Genomic DNA, 17411 nt, shown 5'->3' with positions numbered 1-17411 from the left:
CGATGTCGGTCCGCCAAGCGGCGGTAACCGCTCGGCTAGTGTGGGATCTGTGAGTACCCATGAGCTCCGAGACGACGATGTCAACGTTTTGACGTCTTCGCCGCAAATCGAGTTGCCGGTGGAGAGTTATGCTGCCGCGCCGATCGTGGAAGCAATAATGTCCATCGAGGTTGAACCAAGACTGGGGCTTGAACTCGACTCTTTGGAACACGTATACGGCGATCAAGATACCTTCTCAGGCCCTACGGTGACCGCTGAAGCTGTCGGCGAAGTCCGTTACACACTTAGCGACCCCCCCACCGCCACCAGAGACGCGCATATTAAGGGGTACACGTTTGAATCAAGCGCCACGCCTTATTCGGAGGAAGGTGAGCACGTAGCGTTCTGTGGGGCGACTGAGTTCGTGTACTCCACCACTGAGAAATATTTGACCTGGGAGAGATTCCTCGCGCACGCCACGAACGCCCTTTCTAGCTATGTTGCGGCCGTCGCCCCACGCCGGATAGTAGCTGTAGGAATTAGGTACATTAATAAGATCGAACTCCCCGACAGAGTAACAGATATTCGCGACTACGTAAGAACCACTGTCGAGATCCCTTCCTTCCTGACGCAATCCGCGGTAGGATTTTTCGGCAAAATAGTCCTACCCATAGCGGAAGAGGGCACGGTCGCTATCACGACAGCCAGCCTGCCGCCGGATGGCGACGAGCCTGGCGGCGTTCAGGTTGTTTTGGATATCGACGCGCGGCGGCCCGTTGTGATTGATGTTTCGGCGGAGAGGATGGGGGATCAATTGGTGGACGAGTTGGCCTCGCTAAGGGCGGTAAAGAACTATGCTTTTGAAGCCTCTATTACGGACGCTACAAGGAGTTTGATCCGATAATGACACTAACTGATAGGGCTGCGGGGATTTCGCACCTACCGTCTTCGGAAGATAAATTCAACTCCGCGTATAAGGCGATCTTGTCAGGCTCAGGAAGTCCCGGATACATGGCAATTCGATCGGCGCTAAGTGGTAGCGAAGCGCGCGCGGATGAATTCGCTAAGTCGGTAAGGCTTGTAGTCGCCAGCGAAAACGTCTTAGATTCCGAACTCAAAACGTTTGTTTCGCGAGTGCTCATTGAAAACTATGTGAACACTCTAGGCTCGGCGGGGTCCGATGAGCGGCTTACAGATGCTTCACTGGGTCCAGAGGTGCACGAGGGGGATAGAAAAGCTTCTGCGGTGGTGGCCGGTCGAGGCATGGAAGTCGATGAATGGAAAAAGATCGCCGGCAACTTAATTGCTCGGTTGTCCGTATATCGACGTTTGGTTGAAGAAAAAACGGGATCAATACCGAGCGAGCTACTTCCCGAGGAGGACGCGGTGGTTCACGACGCCGGTTTCGATGCCCGGCTGGAGGAAAGGCTAAGTAGCGACGATCATGTAGAGCGTCGCGCGTCGGAAGGATTTGCCTCGGTCGCGTTGGATGACGCTGGACGTATGGTCGAATACCGGCCAGACGGATCTACGGTCGTACTTGACTGGTGAATCCGCGCCTAGACTTGGTCGTGGGTTGCAACGGCGCGGGTAAGTCGACACTAGTCGATCGACAATTGCAGCCGCTACTGGGTGTGCCGTTTGTAAATGCGGACGAGATCGCTAAACGCAAATGGCCGACAGACCCAGAGTCGCACTCCTACGAAGCAGCAAAGGTCGCGGAGTTAACTCGGAACCAGCTTATTGTGCGCCGCAGGTCATTCATTGCAGAAACGGTCTTTTCGCACCCGTCGAAGCTCGAACTAATTGATCGTGCCCGCGACGCGGGTTTCCGAGTGGTCCTCCATGTATTGATGGTGCCCGAACAGTTTGCAGTCGAAAGGGTCCGTCTGCGCGTGAATAGTGGCGGCCATTCTGTTCCCGAAAGCAAGATCCGTGAGCGTTACCACCGTGTGTGGCCTCTCGTTCAAGCTGCCATCCCACGCTGTGGGCAGGCAACGATATACAGCAACGAGCGCTCAAAAACGCGCGTGGTTGCGCAATATATCAATGGCATACTTGTGGACGAGCCTGATTGGCCAGACTGGACTCCGGCAACGCTCTTGCGTGGTTCGCGAGAGCTGTAAATCGCCAAATGGTCGGCGCAGGCTGGCTGGTTGACCTTGTATTCGCCGCAGTCGTGATTGCTCCCTCGAGCGGCCTGGTTGTAGCCCGAAACCGCCGCTTCCTTTCTCTGCTCGTTGGTGGACGCGCATTGACGAAAAAAGTTCCCTGCCGCGGCCGGAGTGCCAACCGGCCGTGCAGTGACCGCCCACCCCGTCAGTTCCGCCTTCCCAATGCTTGGGGGCGGACGCGGGAGAGCCGTCGTCGTCGGTGCAGTTCCCTTATCAACCTTCCGTAATCGATCCTTCACCCGCGTCCCGGTGTGCGTTAGCGTGGAGCCGAGCCTGTGAGTCGAGACCGTCCGAGCGGACGCGGGGGAGTGACCATGACGCGCCCATCGATCCGAGGCGGCGTCGCACTCGCCGTCGCAGTACCCGTGCTTGCGACGGCCGCGTGCAGCCCGCAATCGACCGCGCCTCCTGTAGTGGAGCGGGATACCATCCGCGCCCTTGACATCGTCGAAGGCCGGCAGGACGAACCCATCGAGTTGGCCGTGGACGGCGGCGCCGACGGGGTGAAGGTGACGCATCGCAGGATCACCCTCGCGCCCGGGGTCGGCACCGGTCGACACTGCCACCACGGACAACTGGTCGTGGTTGTGGAGCAGGGCGAACTCACCCACTACGCCGACGCCTACCACGGCGGCGTACACGTCTACCGCGCCGGCGATTCGGTCGTCGAAGACCCTTGGTACGTGCACGAGACGGTCAATGAGGGGTCGGAGGACCTGGTGGCTATGGTCACCCACTTCACTCCGGAGGGGATGCCGACGGAGGAGACGGATCTCGCGAAGTGTGAGCAGTAGGCAGCCGGTGTGACCAGCGACCCTCCTGCCCGGGTTACGCGTAGACCGGCGCCCACGCCGGGTCGGGGGACCGGACCTCGAGGTACGCGGTGGCGGAGTCGGTGTACGCCAGGACGAACGCCACCAGGTGGGCCCCGAGCAGCACCCACGCCGACCACAGGGTGATGTCCCAGAGCGCGGTGACCAGCGTGAGGCCTGCCGCGATCGTTAACAGCGCCCGCGCCCACCGCTCGCCGTCGCGCAGTTTCACCGCGGCCACCACCTGCAGGACTATCGCCGACACCATGCCCATCGCGATGATCGCGCCGATCCATGCGACCCCCGGGGCGGCGGTCGACACGTCCTCGGGGCCGCCGAGCGGCACGACGAACCCGAACAGGTCGGTCGCCGCCAGCACGCCTGTGATGGTGAGCGTGCTGAACAGGCCGCAGAACAGCCAGATCCACGACGCGGCGGTGACGGTCGACGGGCGGGTCATGCGGTTACCTCTCCACGAGAACGGAACAGATTGCCTATAGCGTGTACCGCCGCAGACAGGTGTCGATAGAGTGCGTCACACCTGATTTTTCCGGCGCAGCGAGGAGGGTCCCGTGCCCGCGTGGAACACGACCCGTGCGGCGGTGCGGTCCGACACCGTGGCACGCGCGACCGCGCGATGTGCCGACACGCGGCGCGGCGTGCTCGTGGTGGGGCCTCCGGGCGCAGGCGCCAGCCGGTGCGCGGCCGACATCGCCGCAGGTCTCCGCGCCGCCGGGGTCCCCGTGGTGGTGTGGGACGACCTGGATCGCCTGAGTGCGCCGCCCCGCAAGGTCCCCGATGGTGCGGTCCTGGTGGCATCGGCCAGGGTGGGTGCGGCACTGCCTCCCGGATACGACGACGAGGTGAGCACGCGCACCACCCGGCTTCCACTACGCCTGCTGACACGCGGCGAATCGGAGATGGTGGTCTCCAAGGCCGTCGGTATGCCCGTGTCGGCGCGGCTGGTCGAGGCACTGTGGGCGTCCTCGCACGGCAACCTCACGGCGCTGCGCGCGACCTACGACGACCTGGCCGCCCGCCGGCTGACCCGCCGCACCCGCGACCGGCTGGAGTTGGTGGAGGATCCCGCCACCGCGATCGCGGGCGTGGCCGTCGACCCGCACCTGTGGGTCGACCCCCGCACGGCCGCCGCGGACCTCGGCCCCCTCACCACTGCGGCCCTCGCCCGACGCATCCTGCTCGACGACCTGGCTCGGCTACACGATGACGACGTGGTGAGCGACCTCCTCTCCCGCGGGATGCTGCTCGAGCGGCACGAGGGCGGCATCGAGGTGCTGTCGGTGCAGCCGCCGGTCCTGGCCAGGACGCTGCGGGCCGGCGCCGATCACCGGCGGCGCCGCGAGGTCTACGCGGCCGTGCTCGATCGCGCTGCATGCCGTGACGCAGGCCGGGCCAGCGAGCGGGCCGACGACCGGGCCGGCGGGCGGGCTTCAGGCGAGATCACCGGCATGGCGGCTCCCTTCCAACCGGACCCGCGAATCATCCTGTGGGCGCTGGTCAACGCCCGCCCCATCGACGCGGGGTGTGTGGTGGCCGCCGCCCGCGCCGCCCTCGACGGCCACGACTACCGCACCGGGGTGGAGCTCCACGACGCCGCCCAGCGCTCCGCGCTCAACACAGCGTCGTTCCAGCAGGCCGAGCTGTCGCTGATCGCGGGCTCGTGTCTCCGCCTGCTCGACCGGCTGCCCGACGCCGCGGCGATGTTCGACCGCTCGCTGGCCTGCCTGCGGGACGATCCCGGCGGGGCCGACCACACCCGGGTGCTCATCGAGAACGTCACGGCCCGCGCGGACCTCGCGCACTACCGCGACCGCGGCCCCGAGCAGTCGCTGCCGCTGATCGCCTCAGCGCATCAGTGGCTCCCCGCCGGCCACCCGGGGCACGCGGTGCTCGACGCGCTGGCCGTGGTGCACCTGAGCTACTCGGGCCGTTACCGCGAGGCGGCCTGCGCCTACGGCGAGCTCACCGCTGATCTTCCGGCCGAGTGGGCGCGCCGCCTGGAGCCGATCCACGCCCTCGCGCTGGACGCCATGGGGCAGTCCGATGCGGCCCTGGCGGTCATCCGGCGCGTGGCCCGCCGGTCCCGCTCGATGGGCAACCAGACGTGGGCGTCGGAGGAGTTCCTGGCGGCGCTGGTGTCGGTGATGCTGCACGGCTTCGGGATCACTGCGCTGCTCACCGAGTTGGCGCCGGTCGTCGCCGTGGAGCAGGACGATTCCGTGCGCGTCGATCACGGCGTGCGACGGGTGGTCGACGCCGAGATCTCACTGGCCGCCGGTGACCTGCCGGCCGCGATCAGTGCGGCGTCCGACGCGGTGGCGATCGTCGAGGTGGACGGTCCCGAGGATTTCCTGTCCCGTGCGCTGTCGTTGTACGCGCTGGCCGCCGCGATGTCCGGGCAGGCGGCCACGGCGGAGGAGTACCTGCAGCGGATGCGCGCCATCCCGGGGTACGCCAACTCGCCGGTGGGTCCCGAGATCCGCGGCGTGGAGGCGGGGGTGCTCGTCTGCCTGGGCCGCCCCGACGAGGCGGGCGAGGTCGTCCGGTCGCTGATCGACGAGGGGCTGAACGGTGCCGCCACCCGCGCTGCCCTGGCCGGGGTCCTCACCGCGGACCCGGAGATCTGCCGGGCACTGGCCGAGGTGGACGTCACCGGCGACGTGCCGGTGCTGGTACGCGACCTGGCGGTGGCGATGTCGGCCCGCAAACCCCGGTTGTTGCTGGACGCGGCCCGCCGGGCCCGGACGTACGGGCTGCACATGGTGGCGGCGGTCGCCGCGGACCGTGCCCGCGAAGCGGCGTCGCCGGGATCGCAGTACCACTCCCAGGCGGAGCGGATGCTCGCGACCACCGAGCTGGGCGGGCCCCTTGCCGGCCTCACCCGCGTCGGTGGCCCGGCGGTCTCGGTCCCGGCCGGGGTCTCGTTGACCCGCCGCGAATCCCAGATCGCCGACCTGGTGGGGCAGGGACTGACCAACGCGGAGATCGCCGCCGAACTCCACCTGTCCAAGCGGACGGTGGAGGGGCACCTCAACCGGATCTACACCAAGACGGGTACCCGACTGCGAGGCTGAGACCACGGCGGGGCCGAGTCGGATTCGAGGTGTGCGCGTGCAGCAGTCAGAGAGTGGTCGGCAGGCCCCGGGTGATCGGGCGACCTTCTGCGAGGCCCCGGCGGCCTACATCGTGGAGACGTACTTCGTGCTCCGGATGGTGATCGCCGGCGCCGCCATCGGCCTGCCCGTGGCTCTTCTGGTGTGGGTGACCCTCGCCCCCGATTTTCCGATGATGGACTCGCTGAGCTCCTTCTACTACACGCCGGCCCGCGGGCTGTTCGTCGGCACGCTGGTGGCGATCGGGGTCGCTCTGGTGGCGTACCGCGGCTATACGCGCGGTGAGAACTGGCTGCTCAACGCCGCCGGTACGCTCGCGATCGTCGTCGCCCTGTTCCCGACCGAGGACCCGGCCTCACCCGGACTGAACGCGGTGAGCATCACCCACGCGGTGGCGGCCACGTCCTTCTTCGTCCTGGCGGCACTGTCGATCTTCTTCTACGGGCAGGAGACGATCGCCTCCATTCCGAACGCGGAGCTGCAGCGTAGCTATCGCCTGGGTTATCGGATCCTCGTGGTGCTGGTCCTGCTCTTCCCGGCCCTCGCGCTGCTCATCGCCTGGCTGATGGACTCCACCCTGTGGCTGTTCCTGGTCGAGACCGCCGCGCTCTACGCCTTCGCGATGTTCTGGATCGTCAAGACCTATGAGCTCTCGCGGTCGCATTCCCGGCGCATGCTCGTGTGATGCGTCCGCACGAAACGGTCAGCGACGTGAACGTGCCTCGGTTAATCTGAGCTCACTACTCAACGCCACTCCCATGGCCTTCCCCCTCGAGGTTCACACCATGATCCGTCGTTCCCTCACCGCTCTCGGCCTGGCGACTCTCGTCGCCCTCGGCGCCGCCCCCTCCGCCGTCGCTGCCGAGATCCCCGTCGGATCAGGGGTCATCGCCGTACCGGACATCGCGCCGATCGTCGTACCGGTCCCGATGGGATTCGACCCCGCCACCCTGCCGCTCCTGCCGTTCCCGCTGGTCTGGGCCCCGCAGTTCATGCCCGCGCCGGTCGAGAGTGCGCCCGCGACCACGCCGGCCCGTCGGCTCTCGGGCTGTCGCGAGGCGTGGGACCTCGGAGTGGCCCCCATCCACCGCGGCAGCGAGTACTACGACCCGTCGATGGACGGCGACAACGACGGCATCGCCTGCGAGCGGGACAACCGCTAGGGCTGGCTGGCTCCTGCGGCGGGCGGTGGGCGCGGTGTCCTCGCGGGGTTACGTTCCGTGCGGCGCGATCACGGCCCGCCCGCTGATCTGGCCGTCGACGAGCTGCTGGTAGGCATCCAGCGCCCGGTCGAGCGGATACACGTGGACCTCCGGCGAGATCCTGCCCGCCCGGTACAACTCCACCACCTCGTGGAGGTCCTCGAGCGTGCCCCAGTAGGTGGAGGAGAAGTCGACCTCGTAGGGCAGCTTGAAGGCGTTCCAGGCGAAGTCGTCGCCCGCCAGTCCCACCACCGTCAGCGAGCCCTGCTGGGCCACGCAGGCCGCCGCGAGCTCGAGGGTCGGGCCGGCGCCGACGAAGTCGAAAACCGCGTTGACGCCGAGCCCGCCGGTGAGCTCCCTGACCTTCTCGGCGGCGCCGTCGGTCGGGACACCGATCGCGCCATCGGCCTCCGCGGCGGCGACCGCGTCGGGCTTGGTGTCGGTGGCGTACACGGTGGCCCCGGTGAGCGCCCTGATGATCTGCACCCCGACCAGGCCCAGACCGCCCAGGCCGATGCACAGCGCGGTCGCCCCGGGCGTGGTCAGGTGGGGCATCGCGCGTTTGATGGCGTGGTACGGGGTCAGGCCGGCGTCGGCGAGCGGGGCCGCGGCCACGGGGTCGGCGTCGCCGAGGGGGACGAGGTTGCGGGCGTAGGTGGTCATGTACTCGGCCATGCCGCCGTCGCGACCCAACCCGGTGGCGAGGTAGCCCACCGACGGCACGTCCTGGCAGTACGTGTCCTGCCCGCGCGAACACGGCTTGCACCGGCCGCAGCCGATCGGGCCGTAGACCAGGTAGGCATCGCCCTTCGTGAGCCCGGTGACGCCCGGGCCCAGCTTCTCCACCCAGCCCGAGACCTCGTGGCCCAGGGTGAACGGCGGGGTGAGAAAGCCCGTGGGATCGCCGGGGAAATCGTGAAACAGGCCCACGTCGGAATGGCACGCACCGGAACCGGCCACTTTGAGCAGGACCTCGCCGGGACCGGGAGAGGGCCGGTCGACATCCTTGAGTACGGGGAAGGTCTTGAAACCCTCGAACACGACTGCCTTCATGGCTGTACACCTCGCTGACTCGCCGGAGGACGCACCAGACGAATGACGCCCATCACAAGTATCCCCCGGCTGTCCAGAGGCGCCGGCTGTCCAGAGGCGCCAGCGGGCCGGACCCCGGGGAGGGGTCCGGCCCGACGGCTCAGCGCGTGCCCCGGCTCAGGCGGAGGCGTCCCTGGCGGCGGCCTTCTCCGAGGCGTCGTCAGCGGTGGGCAGGCTGCCAGCGGCGTTCTCGAGGTGCGCGCGCACGAACCACTGGAACTTCTCGAGCTCCGCGGTCTGGCCGATGAGGATGTCCTCGGTGACCGGGTCGACGTCGCCGGCCACCGCGATGGCCTTGCGGTGGTCGGAGATCATGCCGTCGTAGACCTTGTCGAGCGCACCGAGGTGGGCTTGCGCGGTGTCCCGGCCGAGGGAGTAGTCGTCCCACGAGCGGTGATCGGCGTTCGCGCCCATCGTGCCCACCGGCGAACCGCCCAGCGTGGCGATGCGCTCGGCCAGCACGTCCGCGAAGCCGCGCACCAGCTCGACCTGCGGGTCGAGCATCTCGTGCACCGAGATGAAGTTGGGACCCACGACGTTCCAGTGCACATGCTTGAGCGTGAGGTGCAGGTCGTTGCACGCCGTCAGGCGCTTCTGCAGCGTCTCGGCGAGCGTGGCGGAGTCGGCGCTGGACAATCCTGGAACAGTGAATTGAGGCATGGCTCGACCGTAGCGGCGGCGGCTGCCGGTTGCGACCGATCGCCGCTACGGTGCGGCCCGGCGGCCGACCGGCGAACAGCCCGGCGATCAGCCCGGCGAACAGCCCGGCGATCGGCCCTGTGATCGGCCGGGGATCGGCCGTGAGGTTGACACCGTCAAGAACCAAGACAACCGTCCAAAATGTCGGATTCCGACCTACCATCGGAAGCGCCGACACGTGATGAGCACCAGCTCACCTGCCGGCCACCTCACTCGCATCGAGCGGCCCCGCGGCCCTCGCCTGAAGACAGGATTCACATGACATCACGGACCCTCCGATCCGTCGCTACCGGCGCGGCCGCGCTGCTCGTCGCCTCCGGGCTCGCCGCGGGAACCGGGGCCGGCGTCGCCGGTGCCGAGCCCGTCACCGCAGAGCCCACCGCCACAGAGTGCGCGACCTAGCAGACCGTGACGTTCAACGACGCCTCCACCCTGTGGACCGACTACCACCTCACCAAAGAGGTCGTGGGCGACGGCACCGCCGCCCCCGGCGGGACCGTGACGTTCCGGACCACCGTCAGCGGCGCCGGGGCCCTGGTCGGCCGGATCGACGACTTCCATCCGGCCGGGTTCGAGCTGGTCCGGGCGCGGGAGAGCGTCTGGTACCTGGTCGGCGGCCAGACGTGGTCGACGGTCACCGACGACGTGATCCGCGATTCCGCCACCAACTCCGTCCGCCACTCCGGGGCCGGGTGGACCACCGCCGGCAACGCCAAGGCCACCCTCGAGACCACCTACCGCGTGCCCGACGACGCGACCCCCGGCGACGTGCTCAACACCGGCGCCGCCACGACCCTCGTCCTGGCCAGCGGCCGCAAGGTCGCCAACCCCATCAACACCTGCGTGACGATCCGCGAGCCCAACCCCGCCGAAGCCGTCACCGGCAGCCTCGAGGGACTGGGTCTGGGGTCGCTGACCTCCGGCTCGAGCGCGCTGGGCGACATCGGCGCCGACCCCGCCGTGTTCTCCGCCGACCTCATCAACAACATCGACGTCGGGCAGCTGATCGGCGCCGTCGCCGGGAGCTGAGCCTTCACGCAACGAGGGCCGTGGCAGGATCGGACTCTGCCGCGGCCCTCGTCGTCGTCGTCGTCACCCCGTCCGCTCACCCCAGTCCGAACATCCTCCCGACGAGCCCGAAGACCATCACCAGCACTACCAGGACCACGATCGCCAGCAACACCACGATGCCGGCCCGCGAGTTCGACTTGGTCGGGCTCTGGCCCGTGCGAGCGCTGTCCGAGGCCAGGGAGGTGGAATCCGAGTCCGGCGTCATGGGACCCACGGGGGAGCCGCCCGCGTCGAGGTCGGGGGAGTCGCTGGGATCCGGATCCGGGGGCGTAGTCGTCATAGCCCGTGTGTACACGATTCGCCACGGGTGTGACCGCCGTGATCGAAGGGGCCCCCGTCCCCGAACGCGTGCCGGGCGAAGCGCGTGCCGATCAGTTCATGCGTGGCGGTGTCGGGGTGCAGTGCGTCGGGGAGCGGGTGCTCGTCGGCGTCAGCGGATCCGTACAGCGCGGTGCCGTCGAGATGGTGGAGGTTCTCGTCGTCCCGGGCCTCCACGATCGACGCGAGCGCGTCCCGGATGACGCGGAGAGTCAGCCGCCCCTGCGCGGTGCCCCCGGTCTCGCCCGTCGCGATGAACCGCACCTCACCCGTGTGGAAGGTGTCCGGATCGAACGCGCCGGGGCCCGGGGTGTCCTCGTGGATGCCGCAGTAGATCGGCGAGACGAGCAGCAGCGGGGTGGTGGGGTGCCCGTCACGGATCGTGTCGAGGAACCCGTGCACCGCGGGGATGAACGCGCGCAGCCGCATCGAGTCCGAGTTGGTGACGTTGATGCCCAGCTTGAGGCTGATCAGGTCGGCGGGGGTGTCGCGCATGACGCGGGCCATGAACGGGTCGACGAGCGCGCTGCCGCCGACGCCGAGGTTGCGCAGGTCCACGCCCCCGAGTCGGGCGGCGAGGGCGGGCCAGGTCCGCGCCGGCGACGTGGCGTTGGAGCCGTGGCTGATCGAGCTCCCGTGGTGGAGCCAGCGGCGCCTGTCCGTCGGCGCGGGTGTCACCGGGGCATCCGTCCGGAGTTCGACGAGGTCGACCTGCTCGTTGTGCGGCAGCCACAGCTCGACGAGTTTCTCGCCGGCGCCCAGCCCGGTGAACCGCGTGAGGTGCGGTGGGCCGGGCACGAGCTCGGTCACGCCGGTCTGGAGGTCCGTCTCGATGGCGTCGCCGCCGGTGAGCCGGTCGCTCGCGACGAGTCGGTGGTCGACCACCAGATCGATGCTCCCGCGGGGGCGGTGAATACCGCGGTAGGCGAGGCGGGTGGGGTGGGTGACCAGTTCGATGCTCTCCGCGTCGGTGACCACCGCGACCCGGACCCCGGAGGGCTGCGCCTCGACCGACAGCAACTGCGGATCGGGGAACCGGGCGCCGACCCAGACCGGAAGCCGATGCGGTCGCAGCCCGCGCGAGGTGGTCTTGAGGTACTCGTGACCGCGCAGGAGCTCGGGCGTCAAGGGAGTGCGGATCGTCATGGGCCAAGTGTCCACTACGGGCGCCGTGTGGCCGGGCTGGTGGGCGCCTGCGTTTGCCGGCGGCGGGGGCTCGGCGCGGTCTAACAGGGCTAGTGACTTGCGAGGAGGTCGGCGAACATGGCTTCGTCTGAGTCCTTGAAGTAGTGGCCGTGGGTGCGCATCACGGTCTGGATGCTGTCTGCTCCCACAAGAACGACCTCGAAACGGTCGACGTCGGCGCTGTTGCGGTACTGCGCCTCGGTGTCCTCGTAGGCGGCGACGGCCAGCTCGGTATCGGTGAACTCGTCCTGGTGGATGAGTCGCTGTTCGTCGAAGCTGTAGACCAGCAGGAAGTGAACTAGTGACTGCGACATCGAGTCCTCCCTGGTTCGGTCTTGCTCGACTGTTCTGCGGTTACGAGGCAAGCGTAGCCACACGCTCCGGCGCAACAAGGAATCGTCCAATGTGCATTCAGCCAGCGCCCATAATCGGGCATTACTCGTCGCCTGAGATCTTGGTCCAGCAGGGCAAGGCCAACAGCCGAGTCGAGTTCAGCGGCGGTAGGCCGTCGTCGAGCGGGCGGAGTTTGGCGTAGAGGTCTCTGAGCGCACGCTTGTCGGGCAGGAATTGGCCGCCAGCGGCGCGTTCGAGCACGGTGAGCGTACTGATGAGATTGATGCTCCCGACCGACTGGCCGCTGTGCCTGAGTCGACGTAGACGATCGCTCTCCCGCGATGCGCGTTCGCGACCGTCGCGGTCGTCGATGAGTACGAGCACGTCGCTTCCCGACTCGGCAGCTACCGCGGCGTGGGCAATGACCATGGTCTCCCCGAGATCGCGGGAGCGTCGAATGCGCTGGGCGAAGGGCGTACCGCTGATGCGGGTGACCGCGCGTACCAACTGGTCCGTCTCGTCGTCGGAAAGGACTTCCAGATACTTCGGCGTGAGCTTGCTCATTACCCGTCCAGCAGCTTCAAACCGAGGATGTGTGGCCTTCTGTCGCATCTCTCGCGCGACGGTTTCCGGCACGCAGAGGGAGCCGAGCGTGCCGAACAGCAGTCGTTCGCTGTGCGAGGCGAAGAAGTTCAGTCCGGGTCCGGCGTCCATGATCGGGCGCGGGGTCATACCGTCCCGCCCTCGCGCCCCTCGTCGTCGAGGTCGCTCAGGTCGATACTGACGGTGGGAAGGTCGGATGCATCGAGCGATGAGACTTCGGCCCTGCGCGGAACGACACCTGCCTGTGCCAATTCGGCTTCCACTTGCTCGGCGTCGATGCCTCTCAGTGAGGCGATGGTCTGCGCGCTGACGACCCCCTCTGCGTAACCGGAGATTGCGCGAGCCAAGAGCTTTCGCGGTGGACGCGGCCGGTCGGATTCTGCTTCCAGAGATCGGTACTGGTCGCTCCATCCGTAGCGGGCGGCGAGCGTCGGGGTAGAGAGAGATCTCCACTCCTGCTTAGTCGACTCGGTGATGTACCCGGCACGTTCCAGGTTTATCGCGGCAATCGGCGGTGACACCAGAAACCACTGCACCACCGCTGACAAGTCCGCTTCGGAAAACGACACGCGCTGACCCAGGTGAGTTTCGAGTCCCTCTTCTGGGATCAGCAGGTGTCGCGCGAATGAGTCGGCGCGAACCTCTGCCGGAGAGCGTTCGCTGAGGTCTTGACCTGCGTTCCAGTCGTCGAAAATCACATGGGCAAGCTCATGGGCGAGTGTGCTTCGTTGCCTCATTGGGTGGCGAGTACGCGCAACGCCAATGAAGATGGCGCCGCGCGACGGATCCCGCATCGCTAATCCGTGCTGGTCTCGGTCCGCGTCGAGGACGGCGACATCGATCCCCGTGGACTGCTCGATGATCGCCGCGAGATCGCCCAAGGGTTGGACGCCGAGCCCATGCCTGGCGCGGAAGTCCATCGCCGCGCGCTTGCCGGCTTGCTCGGCGGACATTCCCTCTGTGCCCGTCATATGCTCGCGAATATCGCCTGGTCGTCGAGGTAGGCGTCCAGCTCAATGAAGTGAAGTAGCTGTTCGTGCATTTGCTCCATGGCCGATCCGTTGGTGGCTCGAGCGGCGAACTGCACTCGTTCGGAGGCGTCTGAGCCAGTCAGAAAAGCAACTGTCACGCCGGTGGCGTCGGCGATCTGGATGAGCTCGGGCATTTTGGCGGCGCGATGGCCGCTGACAACCCGGCTCAGCGTCGCTTGCGAGATCCCGGTGCGGTTCTGGAGTTCTCGCTGGGAGATGTTCGCCAGCTTGAGCGCAGCTGCAATCCTCGCACCGTGGGGCAGCGTTGGCATCCGGACCCCCTCCTGAATCACTACTGCAGAACTGATTCAGTGTAGCTGAGGAGTGGCCCAGCAGTCGAGCCCGTAGGTGGCGTTATGGGCGGCCACAGAGCGACGAACTTCCAGTGCAGTCCTCCTCGTCGTCGTCGGACTCGTCACCCATCGGGGCGGTGACCGACCCGCCCGGCCCGACCGGACCACCTGAGCGCCGGCGTCACCGCGGCCGGCGCCGCACCCCGCCGTAGATCCCCTGGCGGGTGATGAGGCGCTGGAGCACGACGTCGTTGACCCGCGCGGGCACGCGCACGCCCCGGCCGGCGGGCGTGAACACGATGAGGCCGTCGCGCAGCGGACCGAGCACCGAACCCCATCGGCGCGGCGGCGGGCGGTAGGCGCGTAGCGGTCGGCCGGCGAGATGCGCCCGGAGGTTGCGCGCGAGCAGGACGTGTCCGCGGTTGCGGGCGGAGGTGCGCAGCGGGTCGGTGGCCGCGACATCCCCGACCGCGAACACCCCCGGATACCCGGTGACCTGCAGTGACGGCTCCACGGCGACGAATCCGCGGTCGTCGAGCATCCCGCCGGGCAGCCACGCCGTGTTGGGGGTGACGCGGCCGATCGCCCAGATCACCACGTCGGCGCCGGCCGGCGGTTGCCCCGTGGTCCAGGTGACGGGCCCGCCGGTGAGGTGGCGGGTGTCGTGGTCGGGAGGCAGGTCCGCACGGTGCCCGGGGTGCAGGCCCACGCCGAGGCATTCGAGGCGGGACCGCACGCGCAGCCAGACGCGATGGTGGTGATGGGGCAGCGCGGGCTCGCCGGGGAAGTAGAGGTCCACGGCCGTGTCCGGCCACCGCTCGGCGACCTGCGCGGCCGCACTCACCGCCGCCGCGCCCCCGCCGATCACCGCCACCGACCCGGCCGCCGCGAGGCGCTGGTGCGGCGAGGCGAGCTCGGCGTCGACGTTCGCCGCGCCCCGGAGGGTGGGGTGGCGCCAGAAACCGTTGGTCACCCCGGTGGCCACGACGACGACGTCGTACGGTTCCTCGGCCACTGTGCTGTCGCCCGCTGTGCCGTCCGCGAGGGTGACACGCACGAGCCGCTCGCGGGTGTCCAGGCCGGTCGCGGTGCCGTGCACGATGCGAGTGCGGTCGAGGCCGCGGAATCGGCGGTAGGCGATGCGGTAGTCCCGCTCCCACGCCTCCGGCCGGGCCAGGCGCAGGCCGAGCTCCTGGCCGCTGACGAACTCCGGCGTGGCGGTGATTCCCACGACGTCGGCATACCGGTGCAGCGCGATGGCGGTGAGGACGCCCGCGTCGCCGAGCCCGACGATCACGACGCGGGGGCGGGTCATACGCGGGCGGTGGCCTTCCTGGGCGGTCGCGGGAGGAACCGGGACACGCGCTGCACGACGTCGTCGTACTCGGGGCGGCGTTCGAGGCTGCGGCGCTCCATCATCGGGATGCTCACGCCCAGGAACATGGCGAGCATCGCGGCGGCGCCGACGAACACCCACCACGCGCCGGGCCAGGCGGCCAGGCCGAACAGGGCCATCGACAGCCAGATGCCGCACTCGCCGACGTAGTTCGGGTGTCGCGACCACGACCACACCCCGGTCTGCATGACCTGGCCCGGCGTGCGGGTGGCGAGGAAGCGGTGCATCTGCAGGTCGGCGATCGTCTCCAGGGCCAGTGCGGCGATGCCGACGGCGAACGCGACGATGTCCAACCAGCCGAGTGGCTGCCCCGCGCGCGTGGCCACCACGTAGACGGGAATGAGGCCCGCGAACACCACCAGGGTGGGGAATACGTGGATCCCCATGAGGTCGGCGACGAGGCCGAACTTCCCGGCCCGCTCGCGGACCAGCGGGTAGCGCCAGTCCTCGTGATGCATCCCTGGGAAGGTGCGGACCCAGTTGGCGGTGAGGCGGATCGCCCACGCCACCAGCACCGCCATCATGAGCCACCAGCGGACGTCGTTCACGCCGGCATCGGCGGCGACCCACCAGTAGAACGCCAGGAGCGGCGGGATGACCGACCAGTAGGCGTCGTACGTGCTGGAGTTCCCGAAGATGCGGCTGAACCCGAAGATGACCAGCGTCGCGACGATGTCCGCGATCAGCCCGTCCAGCCACAACTGCCCGGTGTCCGGACCCCACACCAGCCACGCCAACCCGGCGGCGATGGCGATGACGTACCCGACGGTGATTCGCAGGAGGGACGCGCCTCGACTCATGTCAGGAGGGTAGAGCGGCGTCCGGCTGTTGGTTGAGGTAACTGCGAATGTGGCCGGTTCGGTCTATCCCGGCGCGTGTGCGTCCAGAGGGAAATGAACGACCTCGTCGTCGTCACTTCCGAGAGAGCGGATGACGAGATTCGAACTCGCGACCCTCACCTTGGCAAGGTGATGCGCTACCAGCTGCGCCACATCCGCATCGCTTCGCAGGCTCGCTCTCGCTCACCGCGTTGCGAGAAAGAACTCTAGACCATCCCTCCGGGAGCTCGTCGGGGAGGTACCCCTCGGGCGCTCGCGTCGCCCGCCGGCCCTGGCACAAGCCAGTCGCCCGTCACCTGTCGGGGTTGGTGGCCGCCCCGTCGAGCCACAGCGTGTCGGAGGCGTCGGAGTGCGCACCGCCCTCCCCCACGTGCTTCGGATCGATCTTCGGACCCGTGGTGATGACATGGACCAGGGCCATCCCGTGTCCCCGACCCAGGTCGTAGTCCTCCTTGGAGCCACGCGAGGATCGGACCGGCCTTGGTCCCGGGGCCGAAGCCCTTCGCGGTGGCGGCATCGACCAGTTGCCGGGGAGTGAGTCCGGTCCTGGTCTCGATCGTGTCGAGGTAGGCCTGGAATGACATCGGGTTCTCCTTGCTGGTGGGTGGCGGCCGGTCGGTCAGGCGGCCGGGGTGTCCGGGGTTTCCGGGCGGACGGAGTAGGTGGCGACGATGTTGCCCGCCGGGGTCTGGGTGGAGCTTCGAAGCTGCAGCCGCGTGGTGGGTACGGAGTCGTCGAAGAGCCTGCGACCGTCACCGGTGATCACCGGGTGGATGGTCAGGGTGAGCTCGTCGACCAGCCCGGCCAGGACCAGTCGTCGGGTCGTCTCGATCCCGCCGCCCACGGCGATATCGCCGCCGGGCTGTGTGCGCAACTGCTCGAGGTACTCCGCCGGGTCGCCGGAGACGATCGTGCTGTTCCACGGCAGGTCCCCGGTCAGCGTCGAGGTGAGCACGTGCTTGCGGACCGGGTTGACCCACTGGGCGAACGGGTCGTCGGCGTAGGTGGGCCAGAACCCGGACCATTCCTGCCAGAGCGTGCGGCCCAGCACCAGGTCCGTGGTGGAGGCGGTCATCTGCTGCATGGACTGCATCTCGTCGGGGCCGAACGCGTCGAACTGCCAGCGCTCCGCGTGCTCGGACACGCCGTTGAGCGTGGAGAACATGTGCGCGGTGATCTTGCGGCTCATGATGATCCCTCCTGCGGGGTTTCGGTGGCCGGTCGAGCGGGTGCCCGTGGCCCGGGGGAGT

22 protein-coding genes, 1 tRNA gene and 1 pseudogene are annotated in these 17411 nt (G+C 68.0%); 9 read left to right on the top strand and 15 right to left on the bottom strand.

Annotated elements, in window-relative coordinates:
• Positions 1-49 precede the first annotated feature (49 nt).
• The 4 genes from OVA21_RS12235 to OVA21_RS12220 all read left to right on the top strand — a co-directional run bounded on the left by OVA21_RS12235 (position 50) and on the right by OVA21_RS12220 (position 2947).
• A complete protein-coding gene (locus tag OVA21_RS12235) occupies positions 50-883 on the top strand; it encodes a TIGR04255 family protein (RefSeq protein ID WP_132064194.1) in 834 nt (277 codons plus the stop codon).
• A gap of 107 nt (positions 884-990) precedes the next feature.
• On the top strand, positions 991-1530 hold the full coding sequence (locus OVA21_RS12230; RefSeq protein ID WP_268092476.1) for a hypothetical protein: 540 nt from the start codon (positions 991-993) through the stop codon (positions 1528-1530).
• A complete protein-coding gene (locus OVA21_RS12225; RefSeq protein WP_081615253.1) occupies positions 1527-2105 on the top strand; it encodes an AAA family ATPase in 579 nt (192 codons plus the stop codon). The genes OVA21_RS12230 and OVA21_RS12225 overlap by 4 nt, the downstream gene beginning before the upstream one ends.
• A 362-nt stretch (positions 2106-2467) precedes the next feature.
• A complete protein-coding gene (locus tag OVA21_RS12220) occupies positions 2468-2947 on the top strand; it encodes a cupin domain-containing protein (RefSeq protein ID WP_268092475.1) in 480 nt (159 codons plus the stop codon).
• A 34-nt stretch (positions 2948-2981) separates the two neighbouring features.
• On the opposite strand, the gene OVA21_RS12215 is transcribed toward OVA21_RS12220, so the two are convergent.
• Positions 2982-3425 (bottom strand): hypothetical protein, encoded by a 444-nt coding sequence (locus tag OVA21_RS12215; protein WP_067716069.1) that lies wholly within the window; start codon positions 3423-3425, stop codon positions 2982-2984.
• A gap of 112 nt (positions 3426-3537) precedes the next feature.
• Here OVA21_RS12215 and OVA21_RS12210 point away from each other — a divergent pair, with 112 nt between their 5' ends.
• The 3 genes from OVA21_RS12210 (at position 3538) to OVA21_RS12200 (ending at position 7262) form a co-directional block, all read left to right on the top strand.
• The gene (locus OVA21_RS12210; RefSeq protein WP_268092474.1) at positions 3538-6060 is read left to right on the top strand and encodes a helix-turn-helix transcriptional regulator; all 2523 of its coding nucleotides are present in this window, start codon (positions 3538-3540) and stop codon (positions 6058-6060) included.
• Between the two features lie 37 nt (positions 6061-6097).
• Positions 6098-6784 (top strand): hypothetical protein, encoded by a 687-nt coding sequence (locus OVA21_RS12205; RefSeq protein ID WP_227022441.1) that lies wholly within the window; start codon positions 6098-6100, stop codon positions 6782-6784.
• Positions 6785-6884: 100 nt separating this feature from the next.
• Complete coding sequence (locus OVA21_RS12200; RefSeq protein WP_069388407.1) at positions 6885-7262, top strand: excalibur calcium-binding domain-containing protein; 378 nt, start codon at positions 6885-6887, stop codon at positions 7260-7262.
• Positions 7263-7310: 48 nt separating this feature from the next.
• On the opposite strand, the gene OVA21_RS12195 is transcribed toward OVA21_RS12200, so the two are convergent.
• Together OVA21_RS12195 and OVA21_RS12190 are read right to left on the bottom strand one after the other, a co-directional pair.
• A complete protein-coding gene (locus OVA21_RS12195) occupies positions 7311-8354 on the bottom strand; it encodes an alcohol dehydrogenase catalytic domain-containing protein (RefSeq protein ID WP_069388401.1) in 1044 nt (347 codons plus the stop codon).
• A gap of 156 nt (positions 8355-8510) precedes the next feature.
• Positions 8511-9053, bottom strand: a complete 543-nt coding sequence (locus OVA21_RS12190; protein WP_069388400.1) for a Dps family protein — start codon at positions 9051-9053, stop codon at positions 8511-8513.
• A gap of 297 nt (positions 9054-9350) precedes the next feature.
• Here OVA21_RS12190 and OVA21_RS12185 point away from each other — a divergent pair, with 297 nt between their 5' ends.
• Together OVA21_RS12185 and OVA21_RS12180 are read left to right on the top strand one after the other, a co-directional pair.
• Entirely contained in the window at positions 9351-9494 is a 144-nt protein-coding gene (locus OVA21_RS12185; RefSeq protein ID WP_156523574.1) for a hypothetical protein, read from the top strand.
• A 6-nt stretch (positions 9495-9500) separates the two neighbouring features.
• Complete coding sequence (locus tag OVA21_RS12180; RefSeq protein ID WP_156523575.1) at positions 9501-10121, top strand: hypothetical protein; 621 nt, start codon at positions 9501-9503, stop codon at positions 10119-10121.
• A gap of 76 nt (positions 10122-10197) precedes the next feature.
• On the opposite strand, the gene OVA21_RS12175 is transcribed toward OVA21_RS12180, so the two are convergent.
• The 12 genes and pseudogenes from OVA21_RS12175 to OVA21_RS12120 all read right to left on the bottom strand — a co-directional run bounded on the left by OVA21_RS12175 (position 10198) and on the right by OVA21_RS12120 (position 17350).
• Positions 10198-10443 (bottom strand): DUF6480 family protein, encoded by a 246-nt coding sequence (locus tag OVA21_RS12175; RefSeq protein WP_067716083.1) that lies wholly within the window; start codon positions 10441-10443, stop codon positions 10198-10200.
• Complete coding sequence (locus tag OVA21_RS12170) at positions 10440-11627, bottom strand: GDSL-type esterase/lipase family protein (protein WP_268092473.1); 1188 nt, start codon at positions 11625-11627, stop codon at positions 10440-10442. The genes OVA21_RS12175 and OVA21_RS12170 overlap by 4 nt, the downstream gene beginning before the upstream one ends.
• Positions 11628-11716: 89 nt before the next feature.
• Entirely contained in the window at positions 11717-11980 is a 264-nt protein-coding gene (locus OVA21_RS12165) for a hypothetical protein (RefSeq protein WP_132063127.1), read from the bottom strand.
• Positions 11981-12101: 121 nt separating this feature from the next.
• Positions 12102-12731, bottom strand: a complete 630-nt coding sequence (locus OVA21_RS12160; RefSeq protein ID WP_067716090.1) for a hypothetical protein — start codon at positions 12729-12731, stop codon at positions 12102-12104.
• The gene (locus tag OVA21_RS12155) at positions 12728-13573 is read right to left on the bottom strand and encodes an ImmA/IrrE family metallo-endopeptidase (protein WP_253695405.1); all 846 of its coding nucleotides are present in this window, start codon (positions 13571-13573) and stop codon (positions 12728-12730) included. Before OVA21_RS12155 ends, OVA21_RS12160 begins: the two co-directional genes overlap by 4 nt.
• Entirely contained in the window at positions 13570-13905 is a 336-nt protein-coding gene (locus OVA21_RS12150) for a helix-turn-helix domain-containing protein (RefSeq protein ID WP_067716093.1), read from the bottom strand. The genes OVA21_RS12155 and OVA21_RS12150 overlap by 4 nt, the downstream gene beginning before the upstream one ends.
• Positions 13906-14107: 202 nt before the next feature.
• Positions 14108-15241 (bottom strand): FAD-dependent oxidoreductase, encoded by a 1134-nt coding sequence (locus OVA21_RS12145; protein WP_268092472.1) that lies wholly within the window; start codon positions 15239-15241, stop codon positions 14108-14110.
• A complete protein-coding gene (locus tag OVA21_RS12140) occupies positions 15238-16122 on the bottom strand; it encodes a DUF1295 domain-containing protein (RefSeq protein WP_268092471.1) in 885 nt (294 codons plus the stop codon). The genes OVA21_RS12145 and OVA21_RS12140 overlap by 4 nt, the downstream gene beginning before the upstream one ends.
• A gap of 125 nt (positions 16123-16247) precedes the next feature.
• Positions 16248-16320: transfer RNA gene (locus OVA21_RS12135), tRNA-Gly, on the bottom strand.
• A 133-nt stretch (positions 16321-16453) separates the two neighbouring features.
• Positions 16454-16582 (bottom strand): hypothetical protein, encoded by a 129-nt coding sequence (locus tag OVA21_RS12130; RefSeq protein ID WP_256388222.1) that lies wholly within the window; start codon positions 16580-16582, stop codon positions 16454-16456.
• Between the two features lie 88 nt (positions 16583-16670).
• Positions 16671-16745, bottom strand: a pseudogene (locus tag OVA21_RS12125) (DUF4287 domain-containing protein); the annotation flags it as partial.
• A 35-nt stretch (positions 16746-16780) separates the two neighbouring features.
• Positions 16781-17350, bottom strand: a complete 570-nt coding sequence (locus OVA21_RS12120) for a dihydrofolate reductase family protein (protein ID WP_067716097.1) — start codon at positions 17348-17350, stop codon at positions 16781-16783.
• Between the last annotated feature and the right edge of the window lie 61 nt (positions 17351-17411).

Source organism: Dietzia sp. SL131 (assembly GCF_026672565.1).
Taxonomy (GTDB): domain Bacteria; phylum Actinomycetota; class Actinomycetes; order Mycobacteriales; family Mycobacteriaceae; genus Dietzia; species Dietzia kunjamensis.
This window is presented reverse-complemented; position numbering and strand designations above follow the sequence as displayed.

What these genes read in the sequence shown, in the direction of transcription:
- OVA21_RS12200 (WP_069388407.1), top strand. Translation starts at nt 6,885, where the DNA reads ATGATCCGTCGTTCCCTCACCGCTCTCGGCCTGGCGACTCTCGTCGCC.
- OVA21_RS12120 (WP_067716097.1), bottom strand. Translation starts at nt 17,350, where the DNA reads ATGAGCCGCAAGATCACCGCGCACATGTTCTCCACGCTCAACGGCGTG.
- OVA21_RS12195 (WP_069388401.1), bottom strand. Translation starts at nt 8,354, where the DNA reads ATGAAGGCAGTCGTGTTCGAGGGTTTCAAGACCTTCCCCGTACTCAAG.
- OVA21_RS12230 (WP_268092476.1), top strand. Translation starts at nt 991, where the DNA reads ATGGCAATTCGATCGGCGCTAAGTGGTAGCGAAGCGCGCGCGGATGAA.
- OVA21_RS12160 (WP_067716090.1), bottom strand. Translation starts at nt 12,731, where the DNA reads ATGACCCCGCGCCCGATCATGGACGCCGGACCCGGACTGAACTTCTTC.
- OVA21_RS12190 (WP_069388400.1), bottom strand. Translation starts at nt 9,053, where the DNA reads ATGCCTCAATTCACTGTTCCAGGATTGTCCAGCGCCGACTCCGCCACG.
- OVA21_RS12220 (WP_268092475.1), top strand. Translation starts at nt 2,468, where the DNA reads ATGACGCGCCCATCGATCCGAGGCGGCGTCGCACTCGCCGTCGCAGTA.
- OVA21_RS12170 (WP_268092473.1), bottom strand. Translation starts at nt 11,627, where the DNA reads ATGACGATCCGCACTCCCTTGACGCCCGAGCTCCTGCGCGGTCACGAG.
- OVA21_RS12140 (WP_268092471.1), bottom strand. Translation starts at nt 16,122, where the DNA reads ATGAGTCGAGGCGCGTCCCTCCTGCGAATCACCGTCGGGTACGTCATC.
- OVA21_RS12185 (WP_156523574.1), top strand. Translation starts at nt 9,351, where the DNA reads ATGACATCACGGACCCTCCGATCCGTCGCTACCGGCGCGGCCGCGCTG.
- OVA21_RS12165 (WP_132063127.1), bottom strand. Translation starts at nt 11,980, where the DNA reads ATGTCGCAGTCACTAGTTCACTTCCTGCTGGTCTACAGCTTCGACGAA.
- OVA21_RS12215 (WP_067716069.1), bottom strand. Translation starts at nt 3,425, where the DNA reads ATGACCCGCCCGTCGACCGTCACCGCCGCGTCGTGGATCTGGCTGTTC.
- OVA21_RS12145 (WP_268092472.1), bottom strand. Translation starts at nt 15,241, where the DNA reads ATGACCCGCCCCCGCGTCGTGATCGTCGGGCTCGGCGACGCGGGCGTC.
- OVA21_RS12155 (WP_253695405.1), bottom strand. Translation starts at nt 13,573, where the DNA reads ATGACGGGCACAGAGGGAATGTCCGCCGAGCAAGCCGGCAAGCGCGCG.
- OVA21_RS12130 (WP_256388222.1), bottom strand. Translation starts at nt 16,582, where the DNA reads ATGGCCCTGGTCCATGTCATCACCACGGGTCCGAAGATCGATCCGAAG.
- OVA21_RS12150 (WP_067716093.1), bottom strand. Translation starts at nt 13,905, where the DNA reads ATGCCAACGCTGCCCCACGGTGCGAGGATTGCAGCTGCGCTCAAGCTG.
- OVA21_RS12175 (WP_067716083.1), bottom strand. Translation starts at nt 10,443, where the DNA reads ATGACGACTACGCCCCCGGATCCGGATCCCAGCGACTCCCCCGACCTC.